General features: G+C 54.1%; 26 protein-coding genes. 14 read left to right on the forward strand and 12 right to left on the reverse strand.

The genetic code is table 11. The annotated features are described in order from the left end of the window. Window positions 1-12: 12 nt before the first annotated feature. Together frr and pyrH are read right to left on the reverse strand one after the other, a co-directional pair. Window positions 13-576, reverse strand: coding sequence for a ribosome recycling factor (frr, locus tag AB9F29_RS16970; RefSeq protein ID WP_039000663.1), 564 nt, complete (start codon window positions 574-576; stop codon window positions 13-15). Between the two features lie 120 nt (window positions 577-696). Next, entirely contained in the window at window positions 697-1,443 is a 747-nt protein-coding gene (gene pyrH, locus AB9F29_RS16975) for a UMP kinase (protein WP_039000661.1), read from the reverse strand. Window positions 1,444-1,588: 145 nt separating this feature from the next. On the opposite strand from pyrH, the gene miaA reads away from it, so the two are divergent. The 6 genes from miaA (at window position 1,589) to AB9F29_RS17005 (ending at window position 10,031) form a co-directional block, all read left to right on the forward strand. After that, entirely contained in the window at window positions 1,589-2,461 is an 873-nt protein-coding gene (gene miaA / locus AB9F29_RS16980; RefSeq protein ID WP_369756517.1) for a tRNA (adenosine(37)-N6)-dimethylallyltransferase MiaA, read from the forward strand. 272 nt (window positions 2,462-2,733) lie between these two features. Continuing rightward, window positions 2,734-3,645: an AraC family transcriptional regulator gene (locus tag AB9F29_RS16985; protein WP_236939967.1), complete on the forward strand. Its 912-nt coding sequence runs from the start codon at window positions 2,734-2,736 to the stop codon at window positions 3,643-3,645. A 266-nt stretch (window positions 3,646-3,911) separates the two neighbouring features. Then, on the forward strand, window positions 3,912-5,570 hold the full coding sequence (locus AB9F29_RS16990; RefSeq protein WP_369756518.1) for an ABC transporter substrate-binding protein: 1,659 nt from the start codon (window positions 3,912-3,914) through the stop codon (window positions 5,568-5,570). A 94-nt stretch (window positions 5,571-5,664) separates the two neighbouring features. After that, window positions 5,665-6,747, forward strand: a complete 1,083-nt coding sequence (locus AB9F29_RS16995) for an ABC transporter permease (RefSeq protein WP_335584338.1) — start codon at window positions 5,665-5,667, stop codon at window positions 6,745-6,747. Window positions 6,748-6,755: 8 nt separating this feature from the next. Further along, window positions 6,756-7,946, forward strand: a complete 1,191-nt coding sequence (locus AB9F29_RS17000; RefSeq protein WP_369756519.1) for an ABC transporter permease — start codon at window positions 6,756-6,758, stop codon at window positions 7,944-7,946. Window positions 7,947-7,949: 3 nt separating this feature from the next. Then, window positions 7,950-10,031 (forward strand): dipeptide ABC transporter ATP-binding protein, encoded by a 2,082-nt coding sequence (locus AB9F29_RS17005; protein ID WP_369756520.1) that lies wholly within the window; start codon window positions 7,950-7,952, stop codon window positions 10,029-10,031. 1 nt (window position 10,032) lies between these two features. On the opposite strand, the gene AB9F29_RS17010 is transcribed toward AB9F29_RS17005, so the two are convergent. Beyond that, on the reverse strand, window positions 10,033-10,566 hold the full coding sequence (locus AB9F29_RS17010) for a lytic transglycosylase domain-containing protein (RefSeq protein WP_369756547.1): 534 nt from the start codon (window positions 10,564-10,566) through the stop codon (window positions 10,033-10,035). Window positions 10,567-10,773: 207 nt separating this feature from the next. Between AB9F29_RS17010 and ssb the strand changes: the two genes are divergently transcribed. Then, on the forward strand, window positions 10,774-11,286 hold the full coding sequence (ssb, locus tag AB9F29_RS17015; protein ID WP_039000655.1) for a single-stranded DNA-binding protein: 513 nt from the start codon (window positions 10,774-10,776) through the stop codon (window positions 11,284-11,286). A 54-nt stretch (window positions 11,287-11,340) separates the two neighbouring features. Here the strand turns inward: ssb and aroB are convergent, their stop codons facing one another. Both aroB and AB9F29_RS17025 read right to left on the reverse strand, forming a co-directional pair. Beyond that, window positions 11,341-12,465, reverse strand: a complete 1,125-nt coding sequence (aroB, locus tag AB9F29_RS17020; protein WP_039000653.1) for a 3-dehydroquinate synthase — start codon at window positions 12,463-12,465, stop codon at window positions 11,341-11,343. Further along, window positions 12,462-12,998 carry a shikimate kinase gene (locus tag AB9F29_RS17025; protein WP_369756521.1) on the reverse strand — a complete coding sequence of 179 codons (537 nt, stop codon included), beginning with the start codon at window positions 12,996-12,998 and terminating at the stop codon, window positions 12,462-12,464. Before AB9F29_RS17025 ends, aroB begins: the two co-directional genes overlap by 4 nt. Before the next feature lie 210 nt (window positions 12,999-13,208). On the opposite strand from AB9F29_RS17025, the gene AB9F29_RS17030 reads away from it, so the two are divergent. From AB9F29_RS17030 to AB9F29_RS17045, 4 genes are all read left to right on the forward strand, one after another. Beyond that, entirely contained in the window at window positions 13,209-13,343 is a 135-nt protein-coding gene (locus tag AB9F29_RS17030; RefSeq protein WP_257722127.1) for a hypothetical protein, read from the forward strand. Then, window positions 13,333-14,898, forward strand: a complete 1,566-nt coding sequence (locus AB9F29_RS17035; RefSeq protein WP_369756522.1) for a hypothetical protein — start codon at window positions 13,333-13,335, stop codon at window positions 14,896-14,898. Before AB9F29_RS17030 ends, AB9F29_RS17035 begins: the two co-directional genes overlap by 11 nt. Next, the gene (locus AB9F29_RS17040) at window positions 14,898-15,821 is read left to right on the forward strand and encodes a site-specific tyrosine recombinase XerD (protein ID WP_369756523.1); all 924 of its coding nucleotides are present in this window, start codon (window positions 14,898-14,900) and stop codon (window positions 15,819-15,821) included. Before AB9F29_RS17035 ends, AB9F29_RS17040 begins: the two co-directional genes overlap by 1 nt. A gap of 95 nt (window positions 15,822-15,916) precedes the next feature. Next, window positions 15,917-17,206 (forward strand): HlyC/CorC family transporter, encoded by a 1,290-nt coding sequence (locus AB9F29_RS17045; protein WP_039000646.1) that lies wholly within the window; start codon window positions 15,917-15,919, stop codon window positions 17,204-17,206. 3 nt (window positions 17,207-17,209) lie between these two features. On the opposite strand, the gene AB9F29_RS17050 is transcribed toward AB9F29_RS17045, so the two are convergent. Genes AB9F29_RS17050 through AB9F29_RS17060 form a run of 3 tightly spaced genes read right to left on the reverse strand, consistent with a single transcriptional unit; the run spans window position 17,210 to window position 20,629 of the window. Beyond that, window positions 17,210-18,688: a carboxypeptidase M32 gene (locus AB9F29_RS17050; protein WP_369756524.1), complete on the reverse strand. Its 1,479-nt coding sequence runs from the start codon at window positions 18,686-18,688 to the stop codon at window positions 17,210-17,212. After that, window positions 18,689-19,828 carry a heme A synthase gene (gene ctaA, locus AB9F29_RS17055; protein WP_369756525.1) on the reverse strand — a complete coding sequence of 380 codons (1,140 nt, stop codon included), beginning with the start codon at window positions 19,826-19,828 and terminating at the stop codon, window positions 18,689-18,691. It lies immediately after the preceding gene. 54 nt (window positions 19,829-19,882) lie between these two features. Beyond that, on the reverse strand, window positions 19,883-20,629 hold the full coding sequence (locus AB9F29_RS17060; RefSeq protein WP_039000643.1) for a TrmH family RNA methyltransferase: 747 nt from the start codon (window positions 20,627-20,629) through the stop codon (window positions 19,883-19,885). A gap of 82 nt (window positions 20,630-20,711) precedes the next feature. Between AB9F29_RS17060 and AB9F29_RS17065 the strand changes: the two genes are divergently transcribed. Together AB9F29_RS17065 and AB9F29_RS17070 are read left to right on the forward strand one after the other, a co-directional pair. Continuing rightward, window positions 20,712-21,041: a TfoX/Sxy family protein gene (locus AB9F29_RS17065; RefSeq protein WP_369756526.1), complete on the forward strand. Its 330-nt coding sequence runs from the start codon at window positions 20,712-20,714 to the stop codon at window positions 21,039-21,041. A 55-nt stretch (window positions 21,042-21,096) separates the two neighbouring features. Continuing rightward, window positions 21,097-21,732 carry a thiamine phosphate synthase gene (locus AB9F29_RS17070; RefSeq protein WP_369756527.1) on the forward strand — a complete coding sequence of 212 codons (636 nt, stop codon included), beginning with the start codon at window positions 21,097-21,099 and terminating at the stop codon, window positions 21,730-21,732. A gap of 19 nt (window positions 21,733-21,751) precedes the next feature. On the opposite strand, the gene AB9F29_RS17075 is transcribed toward AB9F29_RS17070, so the two are convergent. The 3 genes from AB9F29_RS17075 to AB9F29_RS17085 all read right to left on the reverse strand — a co-directional run bounded on the left by AB9F29_RS17075 (window position 21,752) and on the right by AB9F29_RS17085 (window position 23,626). Beyond that, window positions 21,752-22,579, reverse strand: coding sequence for a lysophospholipid acyltransferase family protein (locus AB9F29_RS17075; protein ID WP_369756528.1), 828 nt, complete (start codon window positions 22,577-22,579; stop codon window positions 21,752-21,754). Next, window positions 22,576-23,355, reverse strand: coding sequence for a GNAT family N-acetyltransferase (locus AB9F29_RS17080; RefSeq protein WP_369756529.1), 780 nt, complete (start codon window positions 23,353-23,355; stop codon window positions 22,576-22,578). The genes AB9F29_RS17075 and AB9F29_RS17080 overlap by 4 nt, the downstream gene beginning before the upstream one ends. A gap of 82 nt (window positions 23,356-23,437) precedes the next feature. Next, window positions 23,438-23,626, reverse strand: coding sequence for a DUF3553 domain-containing protein (locus AB9F29_RS17085; RefSeq protein ID WP_369756530.1), 189 nt, complete (start codon window positions 23,624-23,626; stop codon window positions 23,438-23,440). 29 nt (window positions 23,627-23,655) lie between these two features. On the opposite strand from AB9F29_RS17085, the gene AB9F29_RS17090 reads away from it, so the two are divergent. Then, entirely contained in the window at window positions 23,656-24,255 is a 600-nt protein-coding gene (locus AB9F29_RS17090; protein WP_039000638.1) for a histidine phosphotransferase family protein, read from the forward strand. Window positions 24,256-24,297: 42 nt separating this feature from the next. Here AB9F29_RS17090 and AB9F29_RS17095 read toward each other — a convergent pair whose 3' ends face one another. Further along, window positions 24,298-25,551, reverse strand: a complete 1,254-nt coding sequence (locus AB9F29_RS17095) for a glutamate-5-semialdehyde dehydrogenase (RefSeq protein WP_369756531.1) — start codon at window positions 25,549-25,551, stop codon at window positions 24,298-24,300. Window positions 25,552-25,556 lie beyond the last annotated feature (5 nt).

The raw sequence follows: 25,556 nt of genomic DNA on the forward strand, positions 1-25,556 counted from the left end.
CCTATTGCCTGCTTAAACCTGCATGATCTCGGCTTGCTTTGTTTCAAGCGTTTTGTCGACAGTGGCGATATATGTGTTGGTCAAATCCTGAACTTCGTCGGTCCAGATTTTGAAGTCATCTTCGCCCATACCGTCGTTTTTGGCTTTCTTGAGCTGGTCCATACCGTCGCGACGTACATTGCGCACAGCGACGCGGGCATGTTCGGCATATTGCGCGGCAACGCGGGTCAATTCGCGGCGACGCTCTTCGTTAAGCTCCGGAATTGGCAGCATAATAATCGTGCCATTTAACTGGGGGTTAATCCCCAGACCACTTTCGCGGATGGCTTTTTCGGTGGGGCCGACAAGGGCTTTGTCCCACACGTTGATCGTGACCATGCGCGACTCAGGAACGTTTACCGTGCCGACTTGGTTGATCGGGGTTTTCTGCCCATAGGCATCGACCATAATGGGTTCCAGCATGCTCGCGGACGCGCGGCCGGTCCGTAGGGATGCAAATTCGACCCGAAGGGAGGCAATCCCCCCGTCCATACGACGTTTAAGGTCATCAAGATCAATTTCGAATTCTTCGGACATGTTCTGCTCTTCTCTTTTTGGTGTCACGTACTTTAAAACGTCTTACCGCATGGCGTACCGGTTGTATAGACAACAGGACGCACGCGCCAGAAACCCAATTCGGTATGAATTGATTAATTTTTAGCCGTGCACCCGTGTATACGTCCCTTCACCTGCCAAAATTCCCTTGAAACCACCCGGTTCATCTAGGGAGAAAACAATGATCGGCAGATTGTTATCACGCGCCAAAGCAATGGCGCTCGCGTCCATCACAGCCAGACGTTTTTGCAAAACTTCATCAAAGGTCACGTTGTCATAGCGCACGGCGTCGTCAAATTTTGCGGGGTCCTTGTCATAAACGCCATCAACCTTGGTGCCCTTAAAGATCGCCTCGCAGGACATTTCATTGGCGCGCAAAGTGGCCGCAGTATCCGTGGTAAAATAGGGGTTTCCGGTCCCTGCCGCAAAGATCACGACCCGTTTTTTCTCAAGGTGGCGCACGGCGCGGCGGCGAATATAGGGCTCGCAAACCTGATCCATCGGGATGGCCGAGATCACGCGTGTGTGGATGCCCTGCCCTTCAAGCGCGCTTTGCATCGCGAGGGCGTTCATCACGGTGGCGAGCATGCCCATATAGTCGGCGGTAGTGCGCTCCATCCCTTGGGCACTGCCCTGAAGGCCGCGGAAAATATTGCCGCCGCCGATGACCATGCAAATCTCAACACCCATGTCATGCACAACTTTAACTTCGCGGGCGATCCGCTCCACGGTCGGCGGATTGAGGCCATATCCACGGTCGCCCATCAGGGCCTCTCCAGAAATTTTCAGCATAACCCGACTAAATGTCGGATGTGTTCCCGTGCGACTTTCTTCGCCAGAAGTGCTCATGCCGAATTCCCCTTTTACCAATGACTGACTGTTTGCCTTGTCGGCCAAAATGTCCCAAAACGGGCCTAGGTTCAACGGCTAAACGGCGCTTGCGGCCAAGGAAATTGACAAAAAACGATGTGACACCGGTAAGGAAGCGTTCAGAATGCTCAAGATCCACGACATTTCCCCCGATTTGCCCGTCCTAATTGCGGGCCCAACGGCGTCTGGAAAATCGGCGCTGGCGCTTGAGATCGTTGCCGCGCAAGGGGGTGTCATTCTCAACGCCGACGCGCTGCAGGTGTTTGGTGGCTGGAACATTCTTACCGCCCGCCCCATGGCCACTGATATGGCCGCTGCCGATCACCAGTTATACGGCCATGTCGCCTATGACGCGCCCTATTCGGTTGGCCATTGGCTGCGCGATATCACGCCTTTGCTCGCGGGAAAGCGTCCCGTAATTGTGGGCGGAACGGGGTTGTATTTTCAAGCGCTGACCCAAGGCCTTGCACTCATTCCCGCCACCCCTGATGTGTTGCGCGAAACCGCTGACACCCGCCGTCTCTCGGAAGGCCATGACGGGATGTTCGCGGAACTTGACGCGCAGACACAGGCACGGATCGACGCTCTTAATCCAATGCGGGTGCAACGGGCATGGGAAGTTCAGCAAGCAACGGGACTTGGCCTTGCGCATTGGCAAGATCAAACGCCGCCACCGCTTTTGCCCCTTGCGAACACATACCCGATTGTGTTTGACGCAGACCGCGATTGGCTCGCGGCCCGTATTGAGCGGCGGTTTCACCTGATGATAGAGGCGGGTGCGATTGAGGAGGCCCGCGCAATGTGGCCCACGTGGAACCCCGCGCATCAATCGTCCAAAGCTATCGGTGCGCCCGAATTGATCGCACATCTAGAAGATCGCCTCTCGCTTGAGGCCGCGATTGAAGCAGCTATTATCTCAAGTCGCCAATATGCAAAACGCCAGAGAACGTGGTTCCGGAGCAAGATGCGCGACTGGAATTCGCATGTTCCCCATTAGTTCGCGTCCTTAACGCAACGCCTTTTAACTCCTCCCCCCATTCCTTCAATATTCGACAATTTTCGCTTTAGAATTGCCTCGATCTGCCCCAAAGTTTCACATAACGAACACTGTCTAAATTCAATTGCGTTTCCTTAGCCCGGTATGGCGCATGCGAACCCCTAGAAATAGTGAGTACGTTTCGGTCCAATCGGGCCGCGGCCTATCCAGTGTGATTGCCCCATGTAATGTGGGCACAATGCCCGCTGCCTGCGGCAAAAATTGGATGTGATATGACGCAAAAAACGCCCAGCCTGCCAAAGTTTATGACGGATCCAAAACCTTTCTTAAAGAAGGACACAGAGCCGAAATCTGTTCCGAACGCGGCCCTGAAATCGGTCATTGAATCGCTCCCACAAACGCACGCATCCGAACTGCGGATGTCGCAAATTGCCCGCCTCGCAAAGGGCGGTCGGTGGCGTGTTGAAGCCATGCGCAGCTACTCCACCGATGTTTTGCTGTGGTTTACACGTGGACAAGGGCGCATCACGGTTGCAGGGGTGACGTCTGGATATGGCGCCCATAACGCCATCTTTATTCCTGCGGGAACCATGCACGGGTTCGAGGCCTCGGCCCTGGTTTTTGGCACCGCCGTTTTCATCCCCAAATCCAACGACTTGTCGTTTCCAAAAGAGCCTGTTCATTTGCGGTTGCGGGACTCTGGCCCCCAAAATGAAGTCACAGGCATCTTGGAAAACCTACAGCGCGAACTTGAAGGTGATCGCCCTGAGCGATCGTCCGCAATGCATCACCACACGGGCTTACTTTCTGTCTGGCTGCAACGTCAACTGCTGCTCAGTGACCTAGAAGATAAAGCGCCCTCGGCGGGTCAACGCTTGGCCGTTCGCTTTGCTGGAATGATTGAAACTCATTACACTGAAGGCATGACTGTTGCAGAATATGCAGAGGCTTTGGGCGTGACCCCAACCCACCTTACGCGGGTCTGTAACAAGGCTTGTGGACGCCCCGCGCACATGCTTTTGAACGACCGCGTGCTCTTTGAAGCGCGCCGCCGTTTGGTTGAAACCAAAGAGCCGATCCAAAAAGTCGCCGAAGATCTCGGGTTTCGCTCGGCGGCCTATTTCACCCGCGCCTTCCAACATCACATCGGCAGCACACCCTCGCGTTGGCGCAAAGAAAACTAACGCACAGAACCCACCGACAATCACATTCAAAGCGGCACCAGATTTCATTCTGGAGCCGCTTTTTTCATGTAGAAACGCGCTAAATGTCGTGTTTCAAACTAGAATAATGTCACATTGGGTCGTCAAAAATTTTGACCGAACCGTTGACCTTGAACTGGTTTGATGCGTCTATGGGACGCACTGAACGGGAAAAACAATAAAAAACTTCAATAAAATAAGTATTCTCGACGGATCTTAGAGCCAGAATGTTTCTCAGGGAGATAAAAATGAAGAATACGATCAACGGGAAGCCCCTTCATCCAGCAGCCATGAGCTACGCGAATGAATTCAAAGCCGGAACTCTTAGTCGGCGTGAATTCCTCGGACGTGCCACAGCGCTCGGAATGACAAGTGCGGCCGCTCTATCGCTCGTGGGTGTTGCTACGCCCGCCAAGGCGCAGGGCGCGATCAAAATGGGGGGGACATTACGTATTCAGCAAAACGTTCTCGCGATGAAAGAACCCCGTCTTTACGACTGGTCCGAGCATGCAAACGTGACGCGGGGCTTCCTTGAGTATCTGGTCAAATACACTATCGAAAGCACGTTTGAACCCGTTTTGCTCGAAAGCTGGGAAATCAACGACGACGCGACCGAATATAAATTGAACATCCGCAAAGGTGTGACGTGGAACAACGGCGATGCGTTCACCGCCGCCGACGTGGCCCTCAATATTGAATGGTGGTGTGACGGGAACGTGGAAGGCAATTCCATGGCGACCCGTTTTGACGTGTTAATCAACCCCGAGACCAAAACATTGGCCGAAGGCGCCGTTGAAATCGTCGATGATCACACGATTGTGCTGCATCTTGCACGCCCTGACATCTCGCTCATTCCAAGCATGGCCGATTATCCGGCAGCCATAGCGCATGAAACGCTGAACCACGGCGACCCCTTTGATAATCCAATTGGCACGGGCCCCTATATTCCCGAAAGCTACGCCGTTAGCGAAAAATGCGTGTTGGTACGCAACGAAAACCATACATGGTGGAACGAAGGCAATGGCGCCTATATGGATCGCGTCGAATTCATCGATTACGGCACCGATCCGGTGGCTTGGGTCTCTGCGTTTGAATCCGAAGAAGTGGACACTAACTATCAAACAACCGGCGACTACATTGATATCCTTGACGAATTAGGCCTCGTGCAGTCGACAGTTGTCACGGCGGCAACCCTTGTGACGCGTCCGAACCAACAGGCAACTATAGGCGACATTGTTCCCTATGAGAAAGCCAGTGTGCGTCGCGCTTTGGCTATGGCAGTGGACAATGCCATAGTGTTGGAACTCGGATATAACAACCTTGGTGTGGTTGCCGAAAACCACCATGTCTGCCCAATTCATCCGGAATACGCACAGCTTCCCAAGCCAATCCATGATCCCGCGGGTGCGCTTAAAATCATGCAAGACGAAGGCATGGCCGATTTTGAGCATGAACTTGTTTCCTTGGACGACGGTTTCAACAAAGACACGACAGATGCAATCGCCGCCCAGCTTCGAGATGCGGGCCTCAAAGTAAAACGTGTTGTGCTTCCGGGGGCAACCTATTGGAATGACTGGGCTAAATTTCCGTTCAGCTCCACGGAATGGGCCCACCGCCCCCTAGGGGTTCAAGTGCTTGTGCTGGCCTATAAGGGCGGGGTTGCGTGGAACGAAACTGGCTTTAACAACCCAGAGTTTGACGCGCTGCTGGATCAAAGCTTGGCAATTGCCGATGCTAACGAGCGCCGTGTTGTGATGAAACAGCTAGAGGAAATCATGCAAGACCAAGGCGTCACCTTGCAAACCTTCTGGCGCGCGTTGTTCCGTCATTCGGTTGCTGGTTTGATTGGCAATGAAATGCACCCAACCTTTGAAATTCATTACCAAAACATTGGCTGGGCCGCATAATCCAACCCGTTTCATTCTGAGGCTGCCTCTTTTTGGTGGCCTCAGTTTTCGGGCACGCTTTTGTGCCTCCCCGTCCCCCTAATTAGGGAGCCTCATGGGTATTTTTATCCTGCGCCGTGTTGCGATCATGGTCCTGACGGCGTTTTGCCTGACGTTCATTGTCTTCGCCCTCACGAACCTTTCTCCCAACCTTGAAAAGCTCGCCAAGAGTCAGGGATCGGTGCGCATGGAAGACGCGCAAGTCGTTAGCTGGCTGAGTAAAAACGGCTTCGATCGCCCGCTTGTTGTGCGCTATGGCGAATGGATGGGTGTGGTGCCCGGCTGGACTTACGCCACGGATGACGGTCGCCCCACGGGGCGTTGCATTGATCCAAATTCCCCCTTGGAGGCCGCCACGTATTGCGGAATTTTACAGGGCGATTGGGGCACATCGAGCGTGTTCAAAGAAGACGTCGGCCCCCTATTGGCAAAACGTCTTGGCCTGACAGGCAAGCTGATGTTTTTTGTAATGCTGGTGATGGTTCCCGCCGCACTTTTCGTCGGCGTCATGGCCGGCATGCGCGAAGGAAGTCGTACCGACCGCGCCTTCTCGACGGTCTCAATTCTCTCAACGGCGACGCCTGAATATGTGTCCGGCGTCATTCTTATTGCCCTCTTTGCTTCCTCTGCAACGGGCCTCTCGCCAATCCTTTCAGACTGGGGTTGGATCGACACGAGAACCCTCTTTAAAGGTACTGCAACCACCGCCGCGAAACAGGCGACTTTCGCCAATTTCACCCTGCCCGTCATCACCATCGCGGCTTACGGCATGGGGTATATTGCCCGCATGACCCGCGCCTCGATGACCGAAGTCATGACCGCGCAATACATTCGAACCGCCCGCCTCAAAGGCGTGAGCTTCCCCAAAATCGTGATGAAACACGCGCTACGCAACGCACTGATCGCGCCTTTTACGGTGATTATGCTCCAGTTCCCGTGGCTTTTGAATGGCGTCGTCATCGTGGAAACTCTGTTTAATTACAAAGGCTTCGGATGGACTCTTGTACAAGCCGCCAGCAATAATGACATCGACCTTTTGCTGGGCTGCTCCGTTGTTGCGGTTGCCGTTGTTCTCTTAACACAGCTGATCTCTGATGTTGGCTATGTCTTCCTTAATCCACGCATCAGGCTGTCATAGGGATGGATATGGATATTCTCGGTTGGGGCGCAATCAGCTTGCGTATCTTCATTCAATTCATTCCCGTATGGATCGCGCTCGTCGTGCTCTTTGCGGTTTCCATCCGTGCGAAAAAGCGTCTGGGGCTTTATGGAAAACTCTTTGATAGTACCGCTGGCACGCTTGGCTTCACTCTTGTGATGTTTTGGGTCTTCACGGCGATTTTCGGAGCCTTGGATTTCATTGTAACCCATCCCCCCCTTGACCAATTCTCGGGCCTCAAAAACAAAGTTCCCGGCTCACCGTTGCCAAACCCAGAGGGCCAGTATCCCTATTTTCTCCTTGGCGGAGACCACCTTGCGCGCGACGTGTTTTCGCGCATGATCGTTGGCAGTTGGGAGGTCCTCAAGATCGTGCCCCTCGCCACCGTTTTCGCCTTTATGGTGGGCGTCACCCTTGGCCTCCCCGCAGGATATTATGGCGGAAAACTGGATACGAGCCTTTCGTTTGCGGCCAATCTTGTGCTCGCCTTTCCTGTAATTTTGCTGTTTTACCTCCTCGTGACGCCAGAGATTGTTGAAACGGGCCTTCCCAGTTATTTGGCTGCGGTTTTGTTCCTTTTCCCGCTGATATTCGCCGTCGTTCTGTTAAATTCCCGCCTACGAACGGTGCCGAAAAAACGCAATCTCTATGCAGGTGCCGTTATTTTTCTTGGCGGCTGGGCCTATCTTTCAATCCTTAGCCAAGCGGGAACAAAAGTCGATTTTATGCCCCGTTTCGCCGATTACTTGTCCATCTCAGGCAACACACTCGTCGTTTTTGTCGCTGTTGTGTTTGTAAATGCGCCGACGGTTTTTCGGATTGTGCGTGGCTTGGTGCTCGATATCAAAACCCGCGATTATGTGGCCGCTGCGCAAACACGGGGCGAAGGTCCGTGGTATATTATGCTCTGGGAAATTCTGCCCAATGCTCGTGGCCCCTTGATTGTCGATTTCTGTTTGCGGATTGGATATACGACTATACTTCTGGGAACATTGGGTTTCTTCGGTCTGGGGCTTGAACCCGAAAGCCCCGACTGGGGATCTACAATCAACGAAGGGCGTCGTCTTCTGACCCGTTATCCACATGCTGCACTTGCCCCCGCCTTTGCCCTCATGAGCCTTGTTTTGGGTCTCAATCTTCTCGCCGACGGGTTGCGCGAAGAAAGCCTAAAGGATTAATCCATGTACGACACGTCATATACGGGGCCAATTCTTGAAATTGAGAACCTCTCGATCAGTTTTTTCACCCGCGACGCCGAAATCCCCGCCGTGATGGATTTTTCCTGCTCGGTAATGCCGGGCGAGGCGATGGGGCTTGTCGGCGAAAGTGGTTGTGGCAAATCTACAGTAGCCCTTGGTGTCATGCAGGATTTGGGCACAAATGGTGCAGTCACGGGCGGCACCATTAAGTTCAAGGGGAGGGATTTGGCGACATTTTCGCCCGCAGAACTGCTGGCCTTGCGTGGCTCTGAAATCGCGATGATCTATCAGGAACCGATGGCGAGTTTGAACCCCGCAATGAAAATTGGCGCCCAGTTGATGGAAGTGCCGATGGTGCATGGAACCGTTTCGAAATCGGTGGCGCGCGACCTCGCACTTCAGGTGATAGAAGACGTACAACTCCCTGATCCAAAACGTATTTTCAAGAGCTACCCGCATCAACTTTCGGGTGGACAACAGCAACGCATTGTCATTGCCATGGCCCTGATGAGTAAGCCAAGCCTGCTCATACTGGACGAACCGACAACCGCGCTTGATGTGACGGTGGAAGCGGGCATTGTTGAGTTGGTCAAAGGGTTGGGCAAAAAATACGGCACCTCAATGTTGTTCATCTCGCATAACCTCGGATTGGTGCTTGAGACCTGTGATCGCCTTTGCGTCATGTATTCTGGCGAGGCCGTCGAAAGAGGATCGATTGCCGATATTTTCGATGAGATGCGACACCCCTATACCCAAGCGCTTTTTCGCTCGATCCCCCTCCCAAGTGCGGATAAAAACTCACGCCCCCTTGTGGCAATTCCGGGAAACTTTCCGCAGCCTCATGAGCGCCCGAAGGGATGCAATTTCGGCCCGCGCTGCGACTATTTTGAGGCAGGCAGATGCGACCAATCCGCGATCCCGATGATGTCGATTGCAGACGACGACCGCCACGGCAGTCGCTGTCTCCGAACCAACGAAATCAATTGGGACGCCACTGCGGAAACGGGTGGTAAAACCGCGCGCACCTCGCTTGGGAAAACGGTTCTAAAAGTTGAAAACCTTAAAAAATACTATGAGGTCGCAAGTTCTGGATTTGGTGGCAAAAAGCGAACCGTCAAGGCAAATGAATCGTTAAGTTTTGAAGCCCGCGAAGGGGAGACCTTGGCCATCGTTGGCGAAAGTGGCTGCGGAAAATCCACCCTAGCCAAAATCCTGATGGGGCTTGAGGAAGCGACGGAAGGCACAGTGACGTTCATGGGCCAAGAAATTCAGGCCACCCCCATTCAAGAACGGTCGACCAAGGTTGTCTCGGGTTTGCAAATGATCTTTCAAAACCCTTTTGATACGCTTAATCCCTCCATGACTGTCGGGCGACAGATCATCCGTACGCTCGAAGTTTTTGGCATTGGGGACAGTGACCTAGCGCGCAAAGACCGAATGCTTGACCTTCTTGATCTTGTGAAACTCCCCCGTGATTTTGCCGACCGTTTACCGCGCCAGCTTTCGGGGGGCCAAAAGCAACGTGTTGGCATCGCGCGGGCCTTTGCGGGCGATGCCAACATCGTGGTGGCAGATGAGCCGGTTTCCGCGCTGGATGTCAGCGTCCAAGCCGCCATCGCGGACCTTTTGATGGAACTTCAACGCGAGAATGGGACGACGCTCCTGTTTATCAGTCACGACCTGTCTATCGTGCGGTATTTGAGTGATCGTGTGTTGGTGATGTACCTTGGGCATGTGGTGGAACTGGGCACGACAGACCAGATTTTTTCGCCGCCCTATCATCCCTACACCGAGGCGTTGTTATCCGCCGTTCCCATTGCCGATACGTCGGTCGAGAAAAGGCAAATCGTGTTGAAAGGCGACATTCCGTCAGCGATCAACCCGCCCACCGGATGCCCGTTTCAAACAAGATGTCGCTGGAAGTATAAGGTGCCAAACGGGCTGTGTGATATCGAGGTGCCAAAGGACAAAATTCTGGCCGAGGGGCACCACATTAAGTGTCACCTCTCGCAAGAGGATTTGGCCGAAATGGAACCCGTGATTAAACTGGCCGAACCGAAATGACCTAGCTTCCCAAAATGACTTTGACGTAGTTTTTGGTCTCTTTATACGGCGGGACACCGTTGTATTTCGCGACGGCCTCTGGACCTGCGTTATAGGCGGCAAGCGCAAGACGCCACGAGCCAAAACGGTTGTATTGCATCTTGAGGTAACGTGCGCCGCCATCTAGATTTTTCGCCGGATCATCGATATTAACACCAAGGGCCTTTGCGGTATCTGGCATCAACTGGGCAAGGCCCGTCGCGCCCTTGTGGGACTTGGCGTAAACATTCCAGCCACTCTCTTGTTGCACCAGACGCAAGAACAAATCTTCAGGAATACTGTGACGTCGCGCAGCATCCCGCGCGACCGCCAAATAGGGACCACTATACTTGCCCATAAACGGCAAAATAAGGCCCGCTTTTTGCTTGGGGCGGAGGCGGTCTGAACTTTTGTATTGCGAAGCTGCCCGCGTATCGAGCACCCTAAGCTGTGCGGAGAACAGGTTTTTTTTCGTCTTGGTTCCAAGAACCAAACCTTCAGCGCGTGTTGTTTCCACGGTCAGTGATGTGGCTAAAATTGCCAAGAATGCCAACGTTGTTTTCTGCAAAACCTGTCACCCGCTCATATTGTTGGCGCGACTATATCCATTTCTGAGATCATTTCCAGCCCCCTGTCGCCATTTGGTATGTTTCCGCTTGCTGATTTGAGGCTGTAATGGTGTAACCTGCCCTCTATAAAACAGAATCGAAAAGGGAGGCCCGCCATGGCTGGATCGGTCAATAAAGTCATTCTCATTGGGAATCTGGGTCGCGACCCCGAAGTCCGCAGTTTCCCGAATGGCGGCAAGGTCTGCAATTTGCGCATCGCCACGTCGGAAAATTGGAAAGACAAAAACACGGGTGAGCGCCGTGAAAAAACAGAATGGCACAGCGTCGCCATTTTTCAAGAAGGTTTGGTTCGGATCGCTGAACAATACCTCAAAAAAGGCTCCAAGGTTTATATCGAAGGCCAACTCCAAACCCGCAAATACCAAGCCCAAGACGGCACAGATCGGTATTCAACCGAGGTTGTGCTTCAAGGCTTCGGCGGCACATTGACCATGCTCGACGGACGCTCCGAAGGCGGCGGCGGTGGATATGATTCTGGCCCAAGCGGCGGCGGATATGACTCCGGTCCAAGCGGTGGCGGATATTCGTCAGGTGGAAACCAAGGTGGTGGCAATCAAGGTGGCGGAAATCAGGGCGGTGGCAACATCGACGACGAAATCCCGTTCTAGACCTCATTCATATCGAGATATCAAAAGCGTCGCTCCTAACAGAGCGGCGTTTTTTTATCGCTCGTTCAACGCGTCTTTGAGGACTTGAAGCACAACATCGGTGTCGGTCTCCGCCGAGACAAACGCCTTGCCGATGCCGTGGGTCAAAATGAATTTGATCGTGCCATCAACCACTTTTTTATCCTGCCCCATTAAGGCAAGCAAAGCTGCGGCGTTTGGCAAATCTCCTGCAATGTCCGCCACATTGACCTTCATACCCATTTCACTCAAATGCGCGCGCAAACGGCTTGGATCTTCTTGGGAACACAACCCCAAACGCGCCGAAGTCTCCAAGGCCAAAACACAGCCAATGGCCACGCCTTCGCCATGCAAAAGACGATCAGAATAACCTGTCGCATTTTCCAGCGCGTGACAGAACGTATGCCCCAAATTCAGGAGGGCACGGTCGCCTTGCTCGGTTTCATCCCGTGCCACGATATCGGCTTTCATTTCACAAGAACGATTGACCGCATAGGCGCGCGCCGCCTTATCCCCTTGCAGCATCGCGGGGCCGTTTTTCTCGAGCCAATCAAAAAAGCGGGCATCCCCCAACAGGCCGTATTTGACCACTTCGCCATAGCCCGACAAGAAATCGCGAGGCGTTAAAGTGTCGAGCACATCGATATCGGCCAAAACCAGTGATGGTTGATGAAACGCACCAATCAGGTTCTTGCCCTGAGGCGCATTTATGCCCGTTTTGCCCCCGACCGAGCTGTCGACCTGCGCCAAAAGGGAGGTCGGTATTTGCACAAATCGCACGCCACGGCGCAAAACTGCGGCCGCAAAACCAGCCAAATCGCCGATAACGCCGCCGCCAAGCGCGATAACCACATCATTCCGCTCGACTTTTGCGTCCAAAAGCCATTCGACCGCGCGACTGAAATGTGGCCATGATTTTGTGGCCTCACCCGCAGGAAGCGCCAAAGCTTCGGACGTGATGCCCGCGGCCGCCAGCCCCGCCTGCAAAGCCTCAAGATGTAGTTTGGCGACGTTTTCATCCGTCACAATCGCCACATGGGGACGTCGTAAAAACGGCGCGATGAACGCCCCCGATTGCGCCAACAATCCCTCACCTATTTTGATCTCGTAGGAGCGCTCCGCCAAGTCAACGGAAACGGTTTGCAAGGGGGAGGCTGTCATGGGGTCACCTTTAGTAAATCTGGTACAGTTAGCAGGGTTTCGATCACGGCGTCGCGCATGTCTTCGATGGAAAAATCAGCCCGTCCAAGCACCACCGCTTCCGCCTTGGAATAGGCAGGCACACGCAACTCATAAAGCGATTTCAAGGTCTTATAAGGATTGTCTGTGCGCAACAAAGGTCGTGTATTCTTGTGCCGCACGCGCGACCACAGCAAATCCAGATCGGCCTGAAGCCAGAGGGAGAATCCAGTTTTGGCAATCACATCCCGATTTCGTTCCGACAGGAATGCGCCGCCACCCGTCGATAAAACCCCCCGCTCCTCTTTGAGCAAACGGGTGATAACTTCAGTCTCGCGCTCGCGGAAAAAAGCCTCGCCATCACGTTCGAAAATCTCGGCAATTGAACGGTTTGCCGCCTTGGTGATTTCTTCATCGCTGTCCAGAAAGGGAACATTGAGTTCTGTGGCAAGGGCTTTGCCGATCGCGGTTTTTCCCGCGCCCATCATTCCCACTAGTACGACTGTTTTTTGCAAGCTATAGCTCAAAACTGGCTGCCATCCGCTTAAATTTAGGTTTCTTTCCCTGAATGGCGTGATCTTCTGCAAAAGGCCATATATAAATACAGCAATTGGGCAAATAATTGCCCTAACATTCGCGGAAAACGCGACTAAGATGAGCAATATCAATGTTTTTCGCCCACAAGGTGAGAATGTTGGTGTTGAGGCAAATAGAAGGCAGTACCAATGAAGCTAATTCTCAAGGTTGTACTCGGACTCGTGGTTCTGGCGTTTGTCGCCGTTGTGGCATTTGGCTACATTGGGGATCTGACACCTGAACAAGAGGAAATACGCATTCCGGTATCCATCAGTGACCAGTAAACATCTGCCCTTTGCGCTTTGTTTGAGCGCGTTTTTCGCGTCCACGGTTCCTGTGAATGCGCAATCTACGACGTCCAGAGTTGAGCCACTTTCCGTGATTGATTGGCTGTCACCAACATTGATCGCTCCGAGTGTGACGCCAAACGCGACCAATCGCGACGTGACGTCCTCGGCGACGCCGCATGCCGTCGAGACAACCTCTCTCGATCAGCAAACGGCAGACGCCGTAGGCTTGTTGCCCAGTTCGGTAACGGGCTTCCCGCTCTCGCTCTGGGGGCAATCCTCAAGCGTTGATCTCGCGCGTTTGATCGTCGCAATCCCCGTTGAGACCCTCCCCGTCTTGCAAGAGTTGACCATGTCGCTTTTGCTGGCCGAATTGGACCCGACGTTTGATGCCACGAACAAGGATGTGTTGTTTCAAACGCGGATCGATAAATTGCTTGATATCGGTGCGCTTGAGCAGGCCGCCGCGCTTCTGGACCGCGCGAACGTGCGTACACCCGCCCTCTTTAGTCGCAGCTTTGACATCGCCCTCCTCACCGAGAACGAAGACGCGGCCTGTGACGCGCTCAATCAAGCCGCAGACCTCGCGCCGACAATCACCGCCCGCGTTTTTTGCCTCGCCCGTACTGGCGACTGGAATGCTGCGGCCTTGATCTTTGAAACCGGCATCGCCCTTGGATATGTCTCGCCAGAAGAGGGCGACGTTTTGGCCCGTTTTCTGGATCCCGAGTTCGCGGATGTCGCGCAACCGCTTCCCCTTTCCGTCCGCCCAAGCCCCCTGATGTTTCGCCTCTATGCGGCCATCGGCGAGCCTATTCCCACGACTTTGCTACCTCGTGCTTTCGCCCATACGGATCTCACCGCGAACAACGGTTGGCGCGCGCGCCTTGAAGCGGCCGAGCGGCTTGTTCATTCAGGTGCCGTCTCTGACAACGTGCTTCTGGCCCTCTATACCGATAGAACCCCTGCGGCCTCTGGTGGCGTATGGGATCGCGTCGAAGCAGTGCAACGCTTTGATACGGCTGTGAATTCCAGAGACCCTGGAGCGGTTTCGTCCTCACTCCCCCTCGTCTGGGACGCCCTGAAAGCCGTGCAACTCGAAGGCTTCCTTGCGCATCAGTACGCCACGGACCTCGCGAAGTTTCCCTTGAGTGGCGACACCGCAGCCTTGGTTTTACGGCTCTCATTGCTGAGCGACGACTACGAAAGTGCCGCCCAAACTGCTGTTGCCGAGAACAGGGTCACCTCCAAAGAGGAGGCCTTCCTCGTCAGCCTCGCACAGGGCAAACCCGAGTTGAACGGCCTGTCGGATTCCCGCGCGATTGCCATTCATGATGGGTTCCTGCGCAGCACCCCGTTTTCACCAGACGACGTCGAAGTCTCCGGTGGCAATTTCGGTAGCGCCATTCTGCGCGCGATCACATTGTTTGCTGAAGGGGCTCGGGGCGACCTTAACAATGTAACCCGTGCCATTGCTATTTTGCGCAGCGTTGGCCTTGAGGATATCGCACGGCGGGCATCGCTTGAACTCATGCTCCTTGAGCGTGCGTGATGTCACGAGAGATCGAAAATTTCATCACCGCACAGGCCGCCGAACGGGCCGCCTCCGAAAACACGCAAGCCGGATATCGGCGCGATTTGACCGATTTCGAGGCCTATTTGGGATCACAAAACGATACCCTAATGACGGCGGATCGCGCCCGTATTGAGCGCTACCTTGTGCATTGCGACGCCCAAGGGTTTTCGATCGCCACCCGCGCCCGTCGACTCTCGGCGATCAAAAGTTTCTATCGCTATGCCTTTGAAGACGGCTTGCGGGGCGACCATCCCGGATTGCAGATTCGCGGCCCTGGGCGCAGCAAACGCCTCCCCAAAACGCTTTCCGAAGCAGACGTAGAGCGCCTGCTGAACGCCGCCGCTACACATGGGCGCAACCGTTCCGACCGCCTGCGCAACACCTGTTTGCTGGAAATTCTCTATGCCAGCGGGATGCGCGTCACCGAGTTGGTCAGCCTGCCCGTTGCTGCGACGCGTGGCGATCCACGGATGCTTTTGATCAAGGGCAAAGGCAACAAAGAACGCATGGTTCCGCTCTCTGATCCGGCCCGCGAGGCCCTTGCGGATTGGCTGGAACATCGGGATTCCTTGCAGGAGTTGGCCCTCAGAGAACATGGAACACCTCTGTCCCCCTACCTTTTTGCCTCTCGTGCCAAACAAGGCCACATGACCCGTAACCGTTTCTATTTATTGATAAAAGAAATCGCCGTCACCGCCGGTATCTCCCCCGATTTGGTCACACCCCACCGATTGAGACACGCCTTCGCAACCCATCTTTTGGCCAATGGCGCGGACCTGCGCGTCATCCAAACGCTCTTGGGGCACGCAGACCTTTCGAGCACCGAAATCTATACCCATGTGTTAGAGGAACGCCTGCATGCGCTGGTCCTTGAGCATCATCCACTCGCCAAACCTTGAGACCCTGCCCTTTGAAGCGCTCTTGAACCCAACAGATTTGCACCCCATAACAGATATACTTCTCATTTCACCCTCATATTGGATGTTTTAACGCCGTGTACGACACCGCATTTTATATCACTTCTGGCTCAATCGTTGCCCTTTTGGTCCTTTCTGCATTCTTCTCCGGTTCGGAAACCGCGCTCACAGCCGCCTCTCGTGGCAAGCTGAGCATGCAAGCCGACAAGGGATCGCGTGGCGCGCAACGTGCCTTAAACATCACCGAAGACAACGAACGTCTCATCGGGTCGGTCTTGTTGGGCAACAATCTTGTCAACATCCTCGCCACCTCACTGGCGACCGCGTTGTTTACACGCATGTTTGGCGAGTCGGGCGTGGCAATGGCCACCCTTATTATGACGCTGCTCGTTTTGATTTTCGCTGAGGTGCTGCCCAAAACCTACGCCATTACCAATGCAGAAACCGCCGCCGCTGGGGTGAGCGGGCCGATTTCCGTCGTGATTACCGTCTTTTCGCCCATCGTGAGTTTTGTGCGAATGCTGGTGCGCGCAATTCTGGGCCTATTTGGCGTCCAAACGGATCCCGACCAAAACGTCCTCGCTGTACGCGAAGAAATTGCCGGAGCGATTTCACTGGGCCACTCGGAAGGCATTGTCGAAAAGGAAGATCGCGACCGTATTTTGGGCGCTTTGGATTTGTCGGACCGTACCGTCGAAGAGATCATGCTTCACCGCAGCCAAATTGAGATGGTCGACGCGAGTATGCCCACGGAAGAAGTCCTGAACCTCTTACTCAACAGCCGTCATACCCGCCTGCCCGTTTATCGCGACGAGCCGGAAAACGTTGTCGGAATTCTGCATACAAAACATCTGTTGCGCGGGTTAAACGCACCACTTAAAGTCGGCCAAGCCCCTGCGGATGCAATGAAAAACTTCAATCTTATGGAAGTTGTCCGCGAACCCTACTTCATTCCGGAAACCGCGACGCTGGACGATCAAATGCGTGAGTTCTTGCGTCGGCGCACCCATTTCGCCTTGGTTGTCGATGAGTATGGCGCACTACAAGGGTTGATTACGCTCGAAGACATTCTCGAAGAAATCGTTGGTGAAATTATGGATGAATTTGACGACGGTGACATGCCTGTCATTGAAATTTGCGACGACGGGCGCTTCCTTGTGGATGGCGCGACCACCATTCGCGACCTCAACCGCGCGACCGATTGGGCGTTTTCCGACGAGACGGCAAACACCATCGCCGGCCTTGTGATACACGAGGCACAATTGATCCCGACCCAAGGCCAAACCTATGCCTTTCACGGGTTTCAATTTGAAGTATTCCAAATGGACGGAAACCGGATTTCCAAGCTGAAAATCCGGCCCCTTTAACGCTTACAGATTATATATCTGGCCGAACTTCTCTTCGAGATATGCCAGAAGCGGCTGCTCGTTGACTATGCCGCCCGTTGCGCGGGCAATCACGTCGCGGCTCTCAAAAAGGCCGCCATGTTGTTGCACGTTCTGAGCCAGCCATTGTGTCGCGCGGGAGGTGTTCCCCTGCGCGAACTCTGTATCCAGACCAACAAGATCCTTGCGCATCGCTTGGTTCAAACAGCCCGCGTACACATTGCCCAAAGTGTAGGTTGGGAAGTACCCAAATAGCCCAACGGACCAATGTACATCCTGCAAACAACCGTTGCTTGGCTTGTCCACTTTCACGCCAAAATCAGCCTCAAAACGCGCGTTCCACGCTTCGGGAAGGTCAGCCACAGCCAGTTCGCCTGACACCAATTGCCGCTCAAGATCAAAGCGCAACAAAACGTGCAAGTTATAGTGAATTTCATCAGCTTCAGTGCGGATATAACCCGAGGAGACACGGTTAACTGTGGCAAAGAATGCCTCAGCATCCGCCACACCAATATCGCCAAATGTTTGGGTCATTTGACCGAACAGATAGTCCGAATAAGCCGCGCCACGGCCGATCTGGTTTTCATAAATCCGGCTTTGGCTTTCATGCACACCCATCGAAACACCATTCCCCACCGGCGTCAGCAGATAGTCCTGTGAGATGTTTTGCTCATAGCACGCGTGGCCCACCTCGTGGATCGTCGAATAGATACAGTTGAACGGATTGCGCGGGTCTGTGCGGGTGGTAATCCGCACGTCATTGCCCGAGCCACTTGAGAAAGGATGCACAGCTTTATCAAGGCGACCACGGTTGAAATCATAGCCAAACCCTTGGGCAAGCTTGTTGCTCAGGGCCATTTGCAAATCAGGGTCAAAGTCGCGATCCAGCGCCCTTGGGGTAGTTTCTGATCCCAAAATCTTGCCGCGCAAAGCCACCAACCTTGGGCGCAATGCGTCAAACATCGCGCCAATTTCTTTGGCCGAAGTTCCGGGTTCGTAGTCCTGCAACATGGCGTCGTAGACATCGCCATCTCCTGCAATCGCCTGCGCCTCTTCGCGTTTCAACGCAATGACGCGCTCCAAGGTCGGTGCGAATTGCGCGAAGTTTTCCGCCGCGCGGGCCTGTGCCCAAATCCCTTGCGCCGAGGACGTAACACGCGCGATTTCCGCCGCCAAATCTCCAGGGACTTTGCTTGCGCGGGTATGTTGTTCACGGATCAGGCGCATCTGGGCTTGGCCTGCTTGATCAAGGGTCGCGTCGTGGATATCCGCAAGCCATTGCGTGACCTTTGGATCGGTGCGTCGTGCGTGTAAAACCCCTTCAAGGGCGGCCGTTTCTTCGGCCCGTTGCGCGCCCGAGCCTTCGGCCATCATGGTTTCTTGATCCCAGCCCAAACGTCCCGAAATTTGCCCCAAGGCAACGGTTTGACGGGTGAAATCCATCAGGTTCTTAAAGGCTGTCATTTAGGCTCTCCGGATCAATTGTTCACGTGGATATTGTGCGTTAAAGCGCGCGTTTATGATGAGCACCCAAAGGAGCAGCGCACCGATTTGGTGCTGAATCGCAATGGGCAAAACCGCAACATTCCAAACGGTCAAAACGCCCAAAATCGCCTGTAAAATCATCATGACAAGCACTAGATCAAAGGCCCGCCGCGTGATCGCCTTGCCGCTTTTGCGCGACCTCCGCCAGACGACAAAGGCAAAGATCAGCAGTAGGTACGCCGCCATACGGTGCACGAATTGTACAAGGCCCGCGTTCTCAAAAAAGTTGGTCCAGAGGGGGGTGAGTTCGAACATGCCATCCGGAAGGAATGTGCCCGCCATTAAGGGCCAATCGGTAAAGCTGCGTCCAGCATCAATGCCCGCCACAAGCGCGCCCAGTAGGATTTGCAGGAAGGCAAAATGCATCAGCCCCGTGGACATGGAAAACAGCTTCGCCTCGCGTTCACGCCGCGCCTTCATCAAGTCAACTTCGCGACGTCCCAGAAGGAGGATGTACCACGCGCAAAGGCCAAGGATCACAAAGGCAAGGCCCAGATGCGTAGCCAAGCGATAGGACGCAACAGACGTCATGCCATCCTCCAACCCAGAGGCCACCATCCACCAGCCAATCGCGCCTTGAAGCCCGCCCATCGCCCCCAACAGGAGCAAACGTGGCGTCCAACCCGTCGGAATAGTGCGCGTTACGGCAAAACCAAGGAACCCGAGCGCCCAAACAAGGCCAACGGTGCGGCCAAGTTGACGGTGGCCCCATTCCCACCAATAGATGAACTGAAACTCAGACAATTCCATGCCGCGATTGAGCGCTTCATATTGCGGTGTGGCCTGATATTTGAGGAATTCCAGACCCCATGCCTCGGCGCCCATCGGTGGAATGGCCCCCGTGATCGGCCGCCATTCAGTGATCGACAGACCCGAGTCCGTGAGGCGCGTCAGCCCCCCAATCACAACCATCAAGGCCACCATCACAAAGATCAGCATCAACCACGCCCGAATGCCACGACGCGCCCCCTTGGGAGCGCGGTCAATACCGCCCGGTTTTGCAGTGGCGGGCGCGGACGCATCGCCGACATTTTCGAATATAGTGCGCGGTTTACTCATTGGATCGCTCCGTTTTTCAGGCCAAGCAAACTAGGCCCATATCTTGGCTCAAATCTAGTCTTTTTTGCGGAGAAGTTGTCGCAGCATACCATGCATCATTTGCACATCGGCGCGCGTCATCGGCATCCGCGCCCACATATTCCGAAGGTTCAACTTCATACTAATGGCCTTGGGTTCTGGATAGAAAAATCCCGCTTCGTCAAGACGTTGCTCATAATGGTCGCCGAGTTTCTGGATCTCAATATCGGGTGCAAACTCGGTTTTAGCCATAGCGACGACTTCGGGGGGAACATTAGAGTTTTGACGACGCCATTCATAGGCCATTAGGAGCGCACATTGCGCAAGGTTCAGGGAGGCAAACTCGGGATTAACGGGCACCGAAATGATTGCGTTGGCGCGCGCGATATCCTCGTTCTCAAGCCCTGCCCGTTCCGGCCCAAACATCACGCCAACCTTCTGACCCTGCGAGATCAGCGCGCGGGCGTGCTCCATGGCGCGTTCGGGCGTCATCACGGGTTTGGTCAGGTCGCGGTGACGCGCGGTTGTTGCAAATATATAATTGCAGTCCGCCAAGGCATCGGGGGCGTTTTCATAGATCAGCGCCTCGTCAAGCAACCGTCCTGCTCCACTCGCCATTGCGACGGCCTTTTGATTTGGCCAACCGTCGCGCGGCTCAATGATGCGCATCCGATCAAGGCCGAAATTCCACATGGCACGCGCCGCACCACCAATATTTTCGCCCATCTGTGGACGCACTAATATAAAGGACGGCTGTGGCCCTCGCCAATTTTCTTCGCTCACAGGATATGCCTTCTTATGATTGGATTTGCGAATGCTTTTGCACGTGTTACGCTCCCCAAAACCGCAACGCAAGGAGAAGACCGTGGCATATGACGAAGGGCTTGCCCAAATGATGCGCGAAGATTTCCATGACGTTGACGGGATCACCGAAAAGAAGATGTTTGGCGGGGTGTGTTTTCTCTATCGCGGCCATATGGTTTGCGGCGTTCATAAAGGCGGTGGCATGTTTCGCCCCGGCAAAGCCCGCGAGGCCGAGGCCTTGGCAATTGAGGGCGCAGCGCCGCTCTCGTTTACGGGCCGTCCCATGGGCGGAATGATCGACGCCAGCGAAGAAGCCATTGCAGACGACGAAAAACGGCGTAAATGGATAGAACTTTCACTGGCAAATGCCAAAAGCCTGCCTCCTAAGTAGCCAAGCCCAAAAATCCCCGTTATGACGGGCACAGAATCCACCAAGGAACCATAAAATGGCTGACGATCAAACCGCGCCCGAAACCGCACAACTCTATCTTATCTCCCCGCCAGAGTTCGAATTATCGCAGTTTCCCGATCAATTAGCGCGGGTTCTGGACGGCGAGGCTATCTCTTGTGTACGTCTTGCTATGGCGAGCCACGACGAAGACCGCATTTCGCGTGCTGCGGATGCTTTACGCGACGTCTGTCAGAGCCGCGACGTGGCGATTGTTATCGACCGTCACATCCAATTGGTCGAGCGTTTGGGGCTAGATGGTGTCCATCTTCTGGACGGTGCGCGCACGGTGCGCCACGCCCGCAAAGAACTCGGCGCAGACGCAATCATCGGTGCCTTTTGTGGTGCCTCAAATCATGACGGCATGGCCGCCGCCGAAAACGGCGCGGACTATGTGGCCTTTGGTCCTGTCGGCATGACGCCCCTCGGAGACGGCACGCGCGCAGAGCTAGATTTGTTCCAGTGGTGGAGCGAAATGATCGAAGTGCCCATGGTGGCCGAAGGTGCGCTATCTCTTGAAAACATTGAACTTCTCGCGCCTATGGTCGACTTCTTTGGCATAGGTACGGAAATCTGGTCCAAAGATGACCCGCTAGAAGCCCTCAGAGCGATGATTTTGAAAATTAAAGGTTAAGGGCAGCGCCACCTTGGCATTAATCCAACGGTGGCGTTAATCCATTCTGAACAGTTTGCTGACAGTACGTTGCCAAGCCTTTTCGGCTAACAAAATCGCGCGCGGGAACTGCTGGATGATAGATCACCTGAACCGATCCTTGATGCTTTTCCGCTAAGACTTTGAGGAAATGCGCCCCAAAGTTCATATCCCCCCACCAGCCGTAAAAACCCGCGCTTTCCCCTTCGGGGGAGGTATAATTGAGCGTTACCGGCTGAACCCATGTTTCTTCAACAACTTCGGGCGCGAAGAACGCCGCGAAAAGCGTTGATTTAAAAGGAAGAACCCGCAGTCCGTCCGTTGAAGTTCCTTCAGGAAAAAACAAAAGTTTGTGCCCTGCAAGGAGGCGCGACTGAAAAATTTCGCGCTGTTTTTGGGCATCCGAAGGGCGGCGCGCGATAAAAACGGTCCCTGTAGCGCGCGCGAGCCAGCCAATTCCAGGCCAAAGGGCGACCTCGGATTTCGCAACAAAATAGATCCGTTTGCGCGCGTTCAAAGCAAAAATATCCAGCCATGACGAGTGGTTAGCAACAACCGCTCCCTTGTGCCGCATACGTTCACCGCGCGTCGAGAACTCAATTCTCAAGAGCAAAAAGGCGCTCCGACAGACAAATTGCGTGATGAACGGCGTAAACGGGCGTCGCAACCCGTAAATCGGACGTTCAACCAGCCGCAACACAAGCATAAGGAGCAAACAAAACGTGGTAATCAGCAGAAGCGGCACCCCCCGAAAAACCGCACGAACATACCCAGAGGCCGTTATTTTTGGCTGCTCTGGGAGCGTTTCTGAAGTCCACGTCGGATTCATGTGGCGCGGTTCTTGGTGTAAAAACTTTTATGCTTGGCATTCATTTTTTCAGTATCCATCAAGAGGCAAACATCGGTGGTGTTGAAGGCATGGTCAATATAGGCCCCCTCGCCCACAAAACCGCCCAGCCGCAAATAGGCTTTGATTAATGCGGGCGTGTTGATCATCGCGGCGCGGCGATCAATATCCGCAACATTAACAAGGTCCATCGACTGGAAATGATTTTCCAACACGCGCACACGAAGCTCGGGCGGCGCAAGGTGGTTGGCATGTAGATAGGCCAAGGGTTGGCGCAGTTCTTCGAGGTTAGTGCCATGGAAACTGGCCACGCCAAAAAGGATTTCTATATTGTGGTCAAGGACATAACTTGCAAGACCGTTCCAGAGGTGGAACATTGCGGTGCCACCGCGATAATCCTTGTGCACACAACTGCGCCCCAATTCCAGCAGCTTGCGACCAGAGGATTTCAGCGCCGAAAGGTCATATTCGCTCTCCGAATAAAACCGCCCCACATCCGCGGCCTTTTCACCGCGCAACAGACGATAAACGCCCACGACATGCTCGCCTTTTTCGCTATCTTTTGACGAGTCAATCAGGATCAGATGGTCGTAAAACGGATCAAATTCATCGCGCTCAAGCCGTTCTTCGTGATCCACAAGTGGGCCGTCCCCACCAAGCTCATCGACAAAAACTTCATACCGCAACCGCTGTGCGGCCCGCAAATCCGCTTCGGTTACCGCGAGGCGTGTTTCAAACTTGGGATCAGACGTCGACATAGATGGGGAGCGCTCCGCTAAACTCTGGGACTTCTAGGCAAAACGGCGCTATCATGCAACCTTTGCGCCCGAATTCCCCACGTCACTTTTGTTCAGAGTCGATGTCATATATCGGGGTTAAGAAAACGTTTTGACCATCGATGGTTATTTTTCCACATTGTTCAAAATTAACGGTTATTTTACCATTAATAACCGATTGTACTTGCCCAAGACCCCATTCTGGTTTTCCGGGATGCTTAACAAACATTCCGGGCTCTAATAGATCATTCATTTTTTCACTTTCGCTTTCTAGGATTATTCATGCCGACACATCAACGAGACCTCACCGCCCTCCTTGGATCCCGTATCTGCCATGATCTTATCAGCCCTTTGGGCGCAATCGGCAATGGGGTTGAACTGCTTCAAATGGGTGGGAGCATCGACGGCCCTGAAATGGGTCTAATCGTTGAGAGTGTTGCAAATGCCAACGCACGGATTCGTTTTTTCCGCGTGGCCTATGGTGCTGCACGTGAGGGGCAAAAGATTAGCAATTCAGAATTACGCGATATTCTAAAGAGTTTCGGCGCAGGTGGGCGGGTGTCCTATGAGTGGAACGTGTTGAGTGACCTACCCCGCTCCGAAGGCAAGCTGGCTTTCTTGTTGATCCAATGTCTGGAATCCGCGATGCCCTATGGGGGGAATATTGTCGTCGAGCATGATGGCGCACAATGGCAATTGCTGGGGCGGGCCGAAAAAATGAAAATCAACCCTGAAATTTGGGGCGTGATGTCGGACCCAAATACGTCCGTAGAAGTCACGCCGGCTTTGGTGCATTTTGCGCTGGTTCCCGAAGCGTTGAAAGCCACACAAAAAAAAATGAACGCGGAATTACGGGAAACCGAAATTTCAATTCGGTTTTAGCGCGCAGCACTGGTTCTAGGGCCAATGCCGCGCTCTTTGGGGCTATTTTCGAATCGTGCCATCCCCAACAACGATGTATTTGAAGCTGGTGAGTTGTTCCGCACCGACGGGGCCACGCGCGTGCATTTTACCCGTGGCAATGCCGATCTCTGCCCCCATGCCAAACTCGCCACCATCGGCAAATTGGGTCGATGCATTCTGCATCAAGATCGCACTATCGAGGCGGGTAAAGAACCTGTCGGCAACCGCTTGGTCCTCGGTGATAACGCAATCGGTGTGGTTTGAGCCGTAGTTTTTGATATGCGCGATGGCGCCGTCGATATCGTCCACAACCTTCGCGGCGATGATCATATCAAGGAACTCTTTGCCAAAATCGTCCGCAGATGCTTCGACAGACCCATTCATGCCTTCCGCCCGCACTTCGACGCCCGCCTTGATCAGCGCGTCAACGATGGCTTGCCCCAATGTCGCCGCCACATCCTTGTGCACCAACAAACATTCTGCCGAACCACAAATCCCCGTGCGCCGTGTTTTCGAATTCACGACAATCTTCAACGCTTTCTCTGGGTCGGCGGCGGCGTCTACATAGATGTGGCAAATTCCCTCGAGATGCGCAAAAACCGGAACCCGTGCTTCGCGCTGGACAAGCCCGACAAGGCCCTTGCCTCCGCGTGGCACAATAACGTCAATAAACTCGGTTGCGCGCAGCATTTCTGCCACCGCAGCGCGATCCCGTGTGGGAACCCGTTGCACCGCATCAACGGGAAGCCCCGCCGATTTGAGTCCATCTTGCAGACAAGCATGAATGACGCCCGAACTATGGAAGCTCTCAGAACCGCCCCGCAGAATGACCGCATTGCCAGCCTTCAAACACAAAGCCCCAGCATCCGCCGTCACATTCGGGCGGCTTTCGTAAATAACGCCAATGACGCCCAAAGGTGTGCGCACGCGTTTGATATGAAGGCCGCTTTCCATGTCCCATTCCGTCAGAACCTCGCCCACGGGATCGTTTTGTCCAGCAACTGCGCGCAGGCTGGCGACGATCGCCTCAATGCGGGTTTCGTCTAGCATCAATCGGTCGAGCATCGCGGAGGACAAGCCTTTGTCGCGGCCAAATTCCATATCTAATACGTTGGCTCCGACGATCTCATCCCGACGGGCCCAAACAGCATCGGCTGCTGCAAGAAGTGCGGCTTCCTTTTGAGGCCCCGATGCAAATCCCAATTCACGCGCGGCGGCGCGGGCGCGTGTTCCGATGCCTTTCATCAGGGCGGGAATATTTTCGCTATCTTTCATGGGGC

The sequence above is a fragment of the Falsihalocynthiibacter sp. S25ZX9 genome (assembly GCF_041205405.1).
GTDB classification, from domain to species: Bacteria; Pseudomonadota; Alphaproteobacteria; order Rhodobacterales; family Rhodobacteraceae; genus Falsihalocynthiibacter; species Falsihalocynthiibacter arcticus.